The 12,792-nt window shown below is 64.2% G+C and carries 10 protein-coding genes; 7 read left to right on the top strand and 3 right to left on the bottom strand.

All coding sequences use genetic code 11. The annotated features are described in order from the left end of the window. Nucleotides 1-20 precede the first annotated feature (20 nt). From BMZ70_RS23610 to BMZ70_RS23595, 4 genes are all read left to right on the top strand, one after another. Nucleotides 21-2,198, top strand: coding sequence for a beta strand repeat-containing protein (locus BMZ70_RS23610; RefSeq protein WP_092280100.1), 2,178 nt, complete (start codon nt 21-23; stop codon nt 2,196-2,198). 12 nt (nt 2,199-2,210) lie between these two features. After that, nucleotides 2,211-3,854: a bifunctional shikimate kinase/3-dehydroquinate synthase AroKB gene (gene aroKB, locus BMZ70_RS23605; RefSeq protein ID WP_092280098.1), complete on the top strand. Its 1,644-nt coding sequence runs from the start codon at nt 2,211-2,213 to the stop codon at nt 3,852-3,854. A 6-nt stretch (nt 3,855-3,860) separates the two neighbouring features. Then, the gene (locus BMZ70_RS23600; RefSeq protein WP_092280096.1) at nt 3,861-4,997 is read left to right on the top strand and encodes a deoxyguanosinetriphosphate triphosphohydrolase; all 1,137 of its coding nucleotides are present in this window, start codon (nt 3,861-3,863) and stop codon (nt 4,995-4,997) included. Nucleotides 4,998-5,075: 78 nt separating this feature from the next. After that, on the top strand, nt 5,076-5,435 hold the full coding sequence (locus BMZ70_RS23595) for a hypothetical protein (protein WP_092280094.1): 360 nt from the start codon (nt 5,076-5,078) through the stop codon (nt 5,433-5,435). On the opposite strand, the gene mutY is transcribed toward BMZ70_RS23595, so the two are convergent. The 3 genes from mutY to mutM are packed head-to-tail and all read right to left on the bottom strand — an operon-like array spanning nt 5,432 to nt 9,362. Beyond that, nucleotides 5,432-6,562 (bottom strand): A/G-specific adenine glycosylase, encoded by a 1,131-nt coding sequence (gene mutY, locus BMZ70_RS23590; RefSeq protein ID WP_092280092.1) that lies wholly within the window; start codon nt 6,560-6,562, stop codon nt 5,432-5,434. The genes BMZ70_RS23595 and mutY overlap by 4 nt on opposite strands. A gap of 24 nt (nt 6,563-6,586) precedes the next feature. Further along, nucleotides 6,587-8,515, bottom strand: coding sequence for a dynamin family protein (locus BMZ70_RS23585; protein ID WP_092280090.1), 1,929 nt, complete (start codon nt 8,513-8,515; stop codon nt 6,587-6,589). A gap of 13 nt (nt 8,516-8,528) precedes the next feature. Next, nucleotides 8,529-9,362 (bottom strand): bifunctional DNA-formamidopyrimidine glycosylase/DNA-(apurinic or apyrimidinic site) lyase, encoded by an 834-nt coding sequence (gene mutM / locus BMZ70_RS23580; protein ID WP_092280088.1) that lies wholly within the window; start codon nt 9,360-9,362, stop codon nt 8,529-8,531. Nucleotides 9,363-9,466: 104 nt separating this feature from the next. On the opposite strand from mutM, the gene BMZ70_RS23575 reads away from it, so the two are divergent. Genes BMZ70_RS23575 through ispE form a run of 3 tightly spaced genes read left to right on the top strand, consistent with a single transcriptional unit; the run spans nt 9,467 to nt 12,745 of the window. After that, nucleotides 9,467-11,260, top strand: coding sequence for a tetratricopeptide repeat protein (locus BMZ70_RS23575; protein ID WP_229205568.1), 1,794 nt, complete (start codon nt 9,467-9,469; stop codon nt 11,258-11,260). Next, a complete protein-coding gene (lolB, locus tag BMZ70_RS23570; protein ID WP_092280084.1) occupies nt 11,261-11,863 on the top strand; it encodes a lipoprotein insertase outer membrane protein LolB in 603 nt (200 codons plus the stop codon). A 9-nt stretch (nt 11,864-11,872) separates the two neighbouring features. Beyond that, nucleotides 11,873-12,745, top strand: a complete 873-nt coding sequence (ispE, locus tag BMZ70_RS23565; protein WP_092280082.1) for a 4-(cytidine 5'-diphospho)-2-C-methyl-D-erythritol kinase — start codon at nt 11,873-11,875, stop codon at nt 12,743-12,745. Nucleotides 12,746-12,792: the final 47 nt, after the last annotated feature.

Raw genomic sequence — 12,792 nt, 5'->3', positions numbered from 1 at the left:
ACTTCAAGGAAGAGCGTTTCATGAAAAAGATCACTGCATGGCTGACGGCGCTGGCTTGTGCCGGCTTGTTATCCGCGTGCGGCGGCGGCGGCGGTTCGCCCGGCACCAATGCCAACGGCCAGGCGCCGTCCAAGGCTGCCAGCGTCAGCCTGACGGCCAGCGCCTCTACCATTGCCTCGTCGGGCCTGGACGGCACCGAGGTGACGTTGACCGCCATCGTCAAGGATAGCGGCGGCAACGCGCTGGCCGGCGAAACGGTCAGCTTCAGCGCCAGCTCCGGCACCATCACCAGCACCAACCGCACCACCAACAGTGCCGGCCAGGTGGTGGAAAAACTCAGCGTGAAGGGCGACTCCTCGCTGCGCACCATCACCATTACCGCCAGCGCCGGTTCGGCCAAGTCGGCCGCGATCACGGTACAGGTGGTGAACGCGGTGCCGACCCTGACCCTGACCACCGATTCCGGCACCCTGGCCTCGGCCGGCACCGCCGGCAATGAGGTCACGGTGACTGCGCTGGTGCGCGACGCCAGCAACACCGTCATGCCGAATGTGGTGGTGGACCTGAAATCCGACTCCGGCAGCCTGACGCTGACCAGCCGCACCACCAATGCGCAGGGCATCGTGACCGAGAAGCTCGGCACCGGCGGCGACCCGACTTCGCGCGCCATCAAGATCACCGCCAGCGTGCCGGGCGCGTCGGCCGTGACGGCCATCGTCAACGTCACCGGCAACAAGCTGACCATCAACGCCGCGCCGACCATCAACGCCGGCGCCTCGGCCGACGTGACCGTCAAGCTGGTCGACTCGGCCGGCAATGCGCTGGTCGGCAAGCCGGTCACCTTCAGCTCCAACGCCAACTCGCTGACCGTCAAGGGCGGCGGTTCGGCGGTGACCAATGCCGGCGGCCAGCTGGTGCTGACCTATGCGGCCAGCGGCGGCAGCGCCGACGTCATCACCGTCAAGTCGATGGGTGAAATCGCCTCGACCGGGATTGCCATCAACTCCTCGACCTTCGCGGTGAAAGTGCTCGATGGCAGCGGCAACGTGGAAACCTCGGCCGCCATCGGCGGCTGCCAGCAGGTGGCGGTGACCAATGCGCCGGGCGCCAGCGTGACCATCAGCACCTCGCGCGGCACGGTCTACAGCAACGCCTCCTGCAGCAGCGTACTGAGCAGCGCGCTGCCATTGTCCGGCGGCGCCGCCACCGCCTATGTCAACGCCACCAGCCCTGGCGTGGCCACCCTGACCGCCAATGCCGGCGGCCAGACCACCCAGACCGACCTCGAATTCGTGGCGCCGGTCACCGCGCTGACCACCATTTCGGTCCAGGCCGATCCGGCCGTCGTCGGCGTCAACACGACCGGCAGCACCAGCCAGCAGGCCACGCTGCGCGCCATCGTGCGCGACGGCACGGCGCAGAACAACCTGGTCAAGAACGCCACCGTGGCCTTCTCCATCCTGAGCGACCCGAGCGGCGGCTCGCTGACCCAGCCGGCGGTGGTCACCACCGGTGCCGACGGCGTCGCCACCACCAGCTTCATCGCCGGCACCTCGGCTACCGCGACGGATGGCGTGCAAATCCAGGCCAAGCTGATCGGCGGTTCCGGCCCGAGCGCCGTGGCCAAGCTGACGGTGGCGCAGAAATCGCTGTTCATCAGCGCCGGCACCGGCAACACGGTCGGCGTGCCGAGCAGCGCGACCTACCAGATGGATTACGCGGTGATCGTCACCGACGCCGCCGGCAACGCGGTGTCGGGCGTCAAGCTGACCGCCTCGGTGCTGCCGACCCAGTACTTCAAGGGCTACCTGGCCTACACCTTGCCGACCGGCCCGTGGGAGCCGGTGGTGCGCACCGCCTGCAGCAACGAGGACGTCAACAACAACGGCATCCTCGATGCCGGCGAGGACGGCAACCTGAACGGCGTGCTCGATCCGGGCATCCCGGTCACCGTCACGCCGAGCGTGACCACCGACGCCAGCGGCCGCGCCACGGTGTCGCTGATCTATCCGCGCGACCGCGTCTACTGGCTCGATGTGAACCTGACGATACGCGGCCAGGCCAGCGGCACGGAGTCCAGCTACACCTCTCTGGTACACTTGATGGGATTAGGCACAGATTACGCTACCCAGACCGTCAGCCCGCCGGGCCGCAACAGTCCTTACGGGGTATCTACGCTGTGCAGCAACCCCTTATAAGTTGGATGTTGAATGCAGAATGTGTTTCTAGTCGGCCTGATGGGGGCGGGAAAAACCACCATCGGCCGCATCCTGGCGCGCAAGCTGGGGCTGAAGTTTGTTGACTCCGACCACGAGATCGAGGCGCGTACCGGCGCCTCGATCCCGTGGATCTTTGAAATCGAGGGCGAAGCGAGCTTCCGCCGCCGCGAGGCCGACGTCATCCGCGAGCTGACCGGCCAGTCCGGGCTGGTGCTGGCCACCGGCGGCGGCGCCATCCTCAACGCCGACAACCGCGCCCACCTCAAGGCGCGCGGCACCGTGATTTACCTGCGGGCCACCGTCCACAGCATCCTGCAGCGCACCGCGCACGACAAGAACCGGCCGCTGCTGCAAACCGCCGATCCGCGCAAGAAGCTCGAAGAATTGATGGCGGTGCGTGATCCTTTGTACATGGAAATTGCCGATTTGGTCATCGATACCGGCCGTCCTAACGTACAATCGATGGTTCAGACCATTTTGACCCAGCTGGACCAGCTCGCTTGCGAAGCGGCGCCCAACTGCGTCACCCACGCCGAACCATCGATGAACGAACAATCCAACATCCTGTTAAACGTAGACCTGGGCGAGCGCAGCTACCCGATTTCCATCGGCCCGGCGCTGCTCAGCGACGGCGCCGCACTGGCGCGCCATGTGCACGGCAGCAAAGTCGCCATCGTCAGCAACGAGACCGTGGCGCCGCTCTACCTCGAACGCGTCGAGTCCGGGCTGCGTGATGCCGGTAAGCAAGTCACTACCGTGATCCTGCCGGACGGCGAGGAGCACAAGAACTGGTCGAGCCTGATGACCATCTTTGACAAGCTGCTCGAAACCAAGGCCGACCGCAAGACCACCCTGATCGCCCTCGGCGGCGGCGTGATCGGCGATTTGACCGGCTACGCGGCGGCCAGCTATATGCGCGGCGTCGACTTCATCCAGGTGCCGACCACCTTGCTGTCGCAGGTCGATTCCTCGGTGGGCGGCAAGACCGGTATCAATCACCCGCTGGGCAAGAACATGATCGGCGCCTTCTACCAGCCGCGCGCGGTGATCGCCGATACCGCGACCCTGGAAACCCTGCCGGCGCGCGAGCTGTCGGCCGGCCTGGCCGAGGTGATCAAGTACGGCGCGGTGATCGACCTGCCGTTCTTCGAGTGGATCGAAGCGAATATTGAAAAGCTGATGGCGCGCGACAAGGGCGCGCTGGCCTATGCGATCGCCCGCTCGTGCGAGATCAAGGCCGACGTGGTGCGCCAGGACGAGCGCGAGGGCGGGCTGCGCGCCATCCTCAACTTCGGCCACACCTTCGGCCACGCGATCGAGGCGGGCATGGGCTACGGCGCCTGGCTGCACGGCGAGGCGGTCGGTTGCGGCATGGTGATGGCGGCCGATTTGTCGCAGCGCATGGGCCTGATCGACGCGGCCACCGTGGAGCGCGTGCGCAAGCTGATCGCGGCGGCCGGCCTGCCGGTCAAGGCGCCGGACCTCGGCGTGGCCAAGTGGCTGGAAGCGATGGAAGTCGACAAGAAGAACGAAGGCGGCGCCATCAAGTTCATCCTGATGAATCCGCTGGGCTCACCGAAGATCACCAACGCGCCGCAGGAGCTGTTGCTGGCGACGCTGGCCGCCTGCGTGTAATTCATCATGACGCCGGAACAGTACCTCGCTCCCTACGCCGCCCATTCGGAGGGCGGAGCGGGGCGCTTGTATCCGGAAACCGCGCACGCGTCGCGCAGCCAGTTCCAGCGTGACCGCGACCGCATCATTCACTCCTCGGCGTTCCGCCGTCTCGAGTACAAGACCCAGGTGTTCCTCAATCATGAGGGCGACCTGTTCCGCACCCGGCTGACCCACAGCCTGGAGGTGGCGCAGATCGGCCGTTCGCTGGCGCGCAACCTGCGCCTGAACGAGGATCTGGTGGAGGCGATCTCGCTGGCCCACGACCTCGGCCACACGCCGTTCGGCCATGTGGGGCAGGACGTGCTCAACGAGTGCATGAAGGACTACGGCGGCTTCGAGCACAACCTGCAAAGCCTGCGCGTGGTCGATGAGCTGGAAGAGCACTACGGCGCCTACAACGGCCTCAACCTGATGTTTGAAACGCGCGAGGGCATCCTCAAGCACTGCTCGCTGAACAATGCGAAGTTGCTGGGGCCGGTGGCGCAGCGCTTCATCGACCGCACCCAGCCGTCGCTGGAAGCGCAGCTGACCAATCTCGCGGATGAGATCGCCTACAACAGCCACGATATCGATGACGGCCTGCGTTCTGGCCTGATTACGATTGAACAGCTGGAGCAGGTGGAGTTCTTCGCGCGCTTGTGGCGCGATGTGCAGCAGGCTTTTCCCGGCCTGTCGGGCCGCCGCGCGATTTACGAAACCTTGCGCCGCCTGATCACGGCGCTGGCTGACGACCTGATCGCCACCTCGAGCGAACGCATTGCCGAGGCCGCGCCAAAGAGCATCGACGACGTGCGCCATGCGCCGCCGCTGATCCGCTTCTCCGACGGTATGCGCAAGGATGCGACCGAGCTCAAGCGCTTTCTGCACGCGAATCTCTATCGTCACTACAAGGTCAACCGCATGCGTGTGAAGGCCAGCCGCATCGTGCGCGAATTGTTCGAGGCCTTCATGGCCGAGCCTGCCTTGCTGCCGCCGGATTACCAGGACAAATCAGGCGACGTGAACAAGGTGGCGCGCAAGATCGCCGACTACATCGCCGGCATGACCGACCGCTACGCCATCCGCGAACACCGCCGCCTGTTCTCGCTCGACGAGCTTTGATCTAGCTCAAGCTTTGCCACCATTGCTCAGCTTGACCCGCTCCCGCGTGCGGCGGATGATGGGTCACAGGAGGCGATCATGGACCCGCAAATCGTTGAACGAGTTAGCACGCTGGAGACGGATGTTGCCGTCATCCAATCCAACTACGTCCGTCGGGACGAATTTGCTGAACTGAGGGAGGAACTCCGGGTAGGTTTCGCCAAAACCGATACCAACTTCGCCAAAACCGATACCAACTTCGCCAAAACCGACACCAACTTTGCCAAAGCTGATGCCAAGGTTGATTGTGTTCACGAAGAGCTCCTCAGGAAGATGGATGCCGGTTTTGCCAGACTTGAAATCAAAATTGAACGGACGACTAACAGCTTGCTGAGATGGATGTTCGCTTCGCAAATTAGTGTTGCCGCGATGTTTATCGCGGTGGTCAAATATCTCTAGAACATGCGCTGCTGGGCGGCGCTGGTGTCGCCTACTAATTCCAGCAGCAGCTTCTTCACCGGCGCGGGCAGGGCGGCGTTGGCGATGTCGGCGGCATTCAACCAAACGTGAAAGGACTCGGCGGCCAGCGTCAATCGCCGCGACAATGTGATGCGATACGGCGCGATGTGCAGTTTGTAGTGCGTGAATACGTGCGTTACTGTCGACAAGCGCTCGCAGCTTTCCATCTCGCCGAACTTGCCCACCGCGCGCAGCAGCGCATCATGATCGGCCGGCTCCACCTCATCATCTTCCGCCGCCGTGTGGCCATCCAGCTCTGGCAAGGACAGCAAGCCGCCCCAGATGCCGCTCGGTGGACGCTGTTCCAGCAGTACCTGCCCGGCATCGACGATCACCAGCATCACCGCATGCTTCTCCGGCGTTGCCTTCTTCGGCTTGCGCACCGGCAGATCCTTGGTGCGGCCGGTTTTAAAGGCCACGCAGCGCGGCTGCATCGGGCAGCGCTCGCACGACGGACTCGAGCGCGTGCACAAGGTCGCGCCCATGTCCATCAAGCCCTGCGTGTAGGCCTCGATGCCTTCCTCGGGCAGCAACGCCTCGGCGCGCCGCCACATCGCTTCCTCAGTCTTCTTCTCACCCGGATAGGTATCGATGCCAAACACGCGCGCAAACACCCGCTTCACATTGCCATCCATGATGGCCGCGCGCCGGCCGCTGGAAAACGCCGCGATCGCCGCCGCCGTCGAGCGGCCGATACCCGGCAATTCCGCCAGCAGCAGCGGATCGGAAGGGAACACGCCATCGTATTCCGCCACCACCCGCTGCGCGCATTTGTGCAGGTTGCGCGCCCGCGTGTAGTAACCGAGGCCGCTCCACTGCGCCATCACATCCTCGACCGGCGCGGCAGCCAGGTCGCGCAGGGTAGGGAAGCGTTCGAGGAAGCGCGCGTAATAGCCGAGCACGGCCGAAACCTGCGTCTGCTGCAGCATGATTTCCGACAGCCAGACCAGATACGCATCGCGGGTGTTTTGCCACGGCAGCGTGTGGCGGCCGTGGACTTGTTGCCAGCCGATCAGGTCGGCCGAAAAACTCGGATCTGCAAAATTCTCTACTGCTACAACTTTCATCGTGTTCCTAATCATTCAGCTTAACTACGCGGCGGCGTCCAGCGCCACAAACTCCGCATTGATGGCGATGCTGATGGCGCCGGCCAATTCGTTGAGACGCGCCTTCTGCGCTTCCAGCTCCTGCTGGCCGCGCTCGAACGCATCGATTTTCTGTTCCAGGCTGTCGGTCGCATCGTGGATGCGCTGGATCGACGCCAGCCGGTGTTTCAGCTGATCCTTGTGCTGGCGGATCTGCGCTTCCAGCGGCGCCATGATCACCTTCAGCCACGCCTCCGCATCGTTGTTGGCCGACTTGAAGCAGCCGCGCACGCGCGAGGCGATGGTGTCGAAGAACTTCTCCATCAAGGTCACGCGGCTGGTGGTCAGCAGCGTGGCGGTGCCGAAGGTCTTCGAGTAAATCGCTTCGATGGTGTCGAGCTCGACGCGGTACGGCTCCAGCGAGAACGGCATCGGCAGCGCCAGCGTCAGCCCGTGCTCGCTCGAGAAGCGGCGGTACATCACGCCCATCATCTCGGTGATCTCGACCGTCTTGTGCTCGGCCGCGTCGAGGTTGGCGCGGGTGCGTTCGAAGTAGCCGCGCACCGCTTCGCGCACGCCGGTGAAGAAGCGGCTGCGCTGCATTTCCTCGCGCACCAGCTCCACGTCGTCGCGCACGATGTCCATGCCCATGCAGGTGTACAGCTCGGTCGACAGGCGCGTGAACACCGCGCGCGTCGCCTGCAGCTTGAACAGGCTGGCGTCGAATTCCTTCTTCTCCACATCGATGCGGCGCATCATGTGCGCCACCACGCTCTGGTTCTTGCCGCGCAAGCTTTTCAACTCATGCAGCTGTTCGACGATGCCGCGTATGCGCGAGTTCAGCGTGCCCATCTGCGCCGTGTTCAAGGCTAGCAGTTCATCGCCCAGCTGCTTGCGCACGATTTCCTTCTTGGCCGGAATCAGTTCGTTGAACAGCGCGCCTTCCAGCGCGTGCAGGCGGCTGCGCGCCTGCAGTTCGACGTCGTGGTTGATCTTGCCCACCAGCGCCTTCTGCGCCGATACCGGGAACACCTGCCCCGGCTCCAGCGACAGCACGTGCGCCACGTTGGCTTGCTGGCGCTCGATCTCGGCGTTGACGTCTTCCTCGCTGCGCAGCTCGTCCCACATGCTGTCGATCTTGTTCAGCACCACCAGGCGGCCGGCGCCGGCGCCGATGTGGTTGCGCCAGACTTCGATATCGCTCTTGGTCACGCCGGTGTCGGCGGCCAGGATGAACAGCACCGCGTGCGCGTTCGGGATCAGGTTCAGCGTCAGCTCCGGCTCGGTGCCGATGGCGTTCAGGCCCGGCGTGTCGAGGATCACCAGCCCTTGCTTGAGCAGCGGATGCGGGAAGTTGATGATGGCGTGGCGCCAGTACGAAATCTCCACCTCGCCCTGCTCGTTGAGCGTGACCGGCATGTCGGGATCTTCTTCGTCGTACAGGCCGTAGCGCTTGGCTTCCTCGACCGGCACATAGCGCGTCTTGCTGACCTGCTTGAAGGCCTCGTGCATCTCGGCGCCGGCGTCGAGGTTCAGCGGCAGCACGGTCCACGCGGCCGGCTGCTCGCGGTAATCGCTGGTGGACAGATTGTCGGCCCGGGTCTCGATCGGCAGCAGGCGGATCGACGGCCCGTGCGCTGGATCCCACAGCAGTTCGGTCGGGCACATGGTGGTGCGGCCGGCCGCCGACGGCAGGATGCGCTGGCCGTACTCGGAGAAGAAAATGGCGTTGATCAGCTCCGACTTCCCGCGCGAGAATTCGGCCACGAAAGCCACCGACAGTTTGTCATCCTCGAGACGCGCCAGGTTGCGCACAATGCGCTGCTCGGTGGCGGCATCGGTCAGGGATGCGCCGGCCACCCACGCCTGGTAGTTTTTCAGCGCGCTGACGACGCCTTGCCGCCACGCGCTGTACTGTTCAAAGTCCCTGACCATCATTTGCCTGCCCTTATTTTTGGCAATTCACACAATAGAACGTGGACCGCTGCCCCTGTTTGATCTGGCGGATCGGCGCCGCGCACACGCGGCAAGGCACCCCAGTTCGATCATAGACGAAATACGTCTGCTGGAAGTAGCCTGACTGCCCATTCACAGCAATAAAGTCGCGCAGCGTGCTGCCGCCCTGCACAATGGCCTCGGCCAGCACCTCGCGCACCGCCTGCGCCAGTTTTTCATAGCGCGCCAGGCTGATGCGCCGCGCCGGCAGCTTGGGGTTGATCCCGGCCCGGAACAGACTCTCCGAAGCGTAGATATTGCCCACGCCAACCACGATATCGCCCGCCAGCAGCACCTGCTTGACCGGCGCGCTGCGCTGCCGGGTTTGATCGTACAGCAATTTGCCGCTGAAGCCCGGTTCCAGCGGCTCCACGCCCAGTCCGCGCAGCAGCAGGTGGTGTTCCAGCTCGCCGTCGGCGGCGTCGTGCCACAGTACTGCGCCGAAGCGGCGCGGATCCTTCATGCGCAGCACTTGCCTGCCGTCCGGCCCCTCGACCTCGAGGTCGAAATGGTCGTGCTTTTCCGGCGCGATGCCGGGCGCCAGCACCCGCAAATGGCCGGACATGCCGAGGTGGATGATCAGCGTGCCGTGCTCGAAATGGACCAACAGGTACTTGCCCCGGCGGCCGGTGCTGATCACCTTGCGGCCCGCCAGCAGCTGCGGCAGTTCAGGCGGGAAGGGCCAGCGCAGGCCGTCGCGGCGCAGTACCACGGCGCGCACGGTACGGCCCTCGATATGCGGCGCGACCCCGCGCCGGGTGACTTCAACTTCTGGTAATTCGGGCATCGCTCTGGCTCTGACGGAATATTTGGTTACACTAGTCAAACTCCGCCCGCGATGCGAACGGCGTAAAATCTGACTGACAAACTGCTGACTTGCCAGGATTTCTCTTGAAAAACGCTTTCGCCATTGTAACTCTCTCCGCCTTGATGTCCGCGTGCGCCGTGGCGCCGCAAAAGCCGGCCGAGCCCGCCGAGCCGGCTGCTGCGGCGCCGCAGCCCGCCCCGGCCGACGCCGAGGCGGCCGCCCCGGTCGTTGCCGAAGCCCCGGCGCCCGAAGTGCTGCCCAACGTCGAACTGACCGGCGACCTGCTGTACCGCATCACCAAGGCCGAGCTGGAATTCAAGCAGGGCCAGTGGCAGGGACCGTATATCACCATGATGGCGCTGGCGCAGCAGACCCGCGATCCGCGCCTGGCGCGCCGCGCCGCCGAAATGGCGCTGATCGCCAAGCAACCGGAGGAAGGCATGTCGGCCATCCGGCTGTGGCGCAGCCTGGCGCCCGATTCGGACGAGGCCATGCAATACTTCCTCGGCTTTGCCGTCACCGCCGATGACCTCAGCGAAGCCGAAGCCGTGTTCGAGCAGCGCTTGAAAAACGCGCCGCCGGCCGCGCGTCCGCTGGCCATGTTCCAGATGCAGCAATACCTGCTGCGCGCCAAGGACAAGGCCGCCGCCTTCGCGCTGACCCAGCGCGTGCTGCTGCCATACGACGGCACGCTGGAGGCCCATTTGATCCTGGCGCAGGGCGCGTTCTCGCTCAACGACACGGCGCGTGCGCGCGACGAGGCCGGCAAAGCGCTGGCCATCAAGCCCGATTCCGAGCTGGCCATCCTGACCAAGGCGCAAGTGGCCGGCGATATTGAGGCGGCCATGAAGCTGCTGACCGGCTTCCTGCAGCAGTACCCGAACGCGCGTGAAGTGCGCGCCGCCTATGCCCGCATCCTGGTCGACAACAAGCAGTTCGATGAAGCGCGCAAGCAATTCCTGCTGCTGTTGAAAGACCAGCCGGACAACATTGCCACCTTGTACGCGCTGGGCGTGATGTCGATGCAGTCCAGCGACCTGCCGGAAGCGGAAAAATACTTCTCGCGTTTCGTCGCTGCGCTGGAAGAGCATCCTAACGACGAGCGCGATCCGTCCAAGGCGCTGCTGATCCTGTCGCAAATCGCCGAGCAGCGCAACGACCTCGATGCGGCTTACAACTGGCTGGAAAAGATCGATGGCAGCGATGAGAAAGTCTATCTCGCGGCGCGCATGAAGATGGCGGTGCTGCTGGCGCGCAAAGGCAATGTCGACCAGGGCCGCGAGCTGCTGGCCGAACTAAAGCCGGCCGATGCTGCCGATCAGGCGCAAGTGTTCCAGACCGACGCCCAGCTGCTGCGCGACGCCGGCGATCACCGTGCCGCTTATGTGGTGCTGGACAATGCCGTCAAGCGCTACCCGGACAATCCCGACCTGTTGTACGACTACGCGCTGGTGGCGGAAAAACTGGGCCAGGTGGAGTTGATGGAAAAAGCCCTGCGCCAGGTGATGATCGCCGCGCCCGACAACCAGCATGCCTACAACGCGCTGGGCTACTCGCTGGCCGAACGCAACGAGCGCCTGCCGGAAGCCTACACGCTGATCGACAAGGCCTTGCAGATGGCGCCGGGCGATCCCTTCATCATGGACAGCATGGGCTGGGTGCAGTACCGCATGGGCAAGCTGGAGGAGGCGGAATCCTTCCTGCGCCGTGCCTATGCGCTGCGCAACGACCCGGAAATCGCCGTGCACCTGGGCGAAGTGTTGTTCGCCAAGGGCGATGTCGCCGGCGCACAAAAGATGTGGAAGGAAGCCCAGGCCAAGGATCCGAAAAACGACGCGCTGAAAAGCACGCTGGCGCGTCTCAACCAAAGCATTTAAATGATACGACCGCTCCTGATTTCCCTGGCCGTAAGCGCCGCGCTGGCCGGCTGCGCCACCACCTCGTCGGCGCCGCGCTCGAGCGCCGCCGTGGCGCCGTACCGCGACAGCGTGGAGCTGGCCGGCCGCATCGCCATCAACTACAGCCGCGACGGCAAGAAGGAATCGCTGAACGGCAAATTCACCTGGCAGCAGGGCAGGGCCAGCACCGACGTCACGCTGATCTCGCCGACCGGCCAGACCGTGGCTGTCATCAACGTCACGCCATCGTCGGCCACGCTGAAGGAAAGCGGCAAGCAGCCGCTGACCGCGCCCGACCTCGATACGCTGACGCAGAAAACGCTGGGCTGGACCTTGCCGGTGTCCGGCCTGCGCGACTGGCTGCAAGGTTATGCTGTCGCCAGCGACGGCAAGCGCTTCGTGGCGTCGCCGGCCAACGACAACGTCATCACCCGCGACGGCTGGAAGCTGGAGTACATGAGCTGGCAAGATGACACCGCCGCTGTGCCGCAACCAAAGCGCATCGACGTCACCCGCATCGCTTTGGGACAGGCGGTGGACGACATGGCGATCCGCATCGTCATCGATCCGGCCGCGCAGTAAAATGCCGGCATGACTGAATTGAAAAACTGCCCGGCCCCGGCCAAGCTCAACCTCTTCTTGCACGTGAACGGCCGCCGCGCCGACGGCTACCACCTGCTGCAAACCGTGTTCCAGCTGATCGACCACGGCGACACGCTGCACTTCACCCTGCGCGACGACACGGCCCTGCGCCGCGTGACCGACCTGCCGGGCGTGCCGGAACAGAGTGATCTGATGATCCGCGCCGCCAGGCTGCTGCAAGCCGAAGTGCTGCGCCGCACCGGCGTGCTGCCGCGCGGTGTCGATATCGCGATTGAGAAAGTGCTGCCGATGGGCGGCGGCGTCGGTGGCGGTTCGTCCGACGCGGCCACCACCCTGATGGCATTGAATCAACTCTGGAACGCCGGCCTGAGCAAGCAGGAACTGATGGACCTCGGCCTGCCGCTGGGCGCCGACATCCCGTTTTTCATCTTCGGCGAGACCGCGTTTGCCGAGGGCGTGGGCGAGGCCTTGCAGCCGGTACGGGCGCCGGATTGTTGGTATGTCGTCATCGAACCGGGCGTGATGGTGCCGACCGCTGCAATTTTTGGTTCGGAACAATTGACAAGAGACACGCCGGTCGTTAATATAGCGGACTTTTCCAGTCACTGCGAAACATCAGCAGGGTTCGGAAGGAACGACTTGCAACAGGTAGCAACGAAGTTATTCCCGCCAGTAGCAGAAGCGGTAGAATGGCTAGCTGCTTACGGTGGCGCCAGGATGACTGGCTCCGGTGCATGTGTGTTCAGTGCGGTAGCAACCGAGGCGGACGCCGACGCGGTACTTGCAAAAGTGCCAGCGCAGTGGAAGGCCTGGAAAGCAAAAGCGCTGCACCGGCATCCGATGTTCGCCGCGAAGTTGTGAATCGGCAAAAAAGATTTTGCGAAGCGTGAAAAAGGCTGTACAATATC

It is taken from the genome of Duganella sp. CF402, assembly GCF_900109645.1.
Lineage (GTDB): Bacteria > Pseudomonadota > Gammaproteobacteria > Burkholderiales > Burkholderiaceae_D > Rugamonas.
The sequence above is the reverse complement of the archived record's forward strand: the minus strand, read 5'-3'. Positions and strand labels throughout refer to the sequence as shown.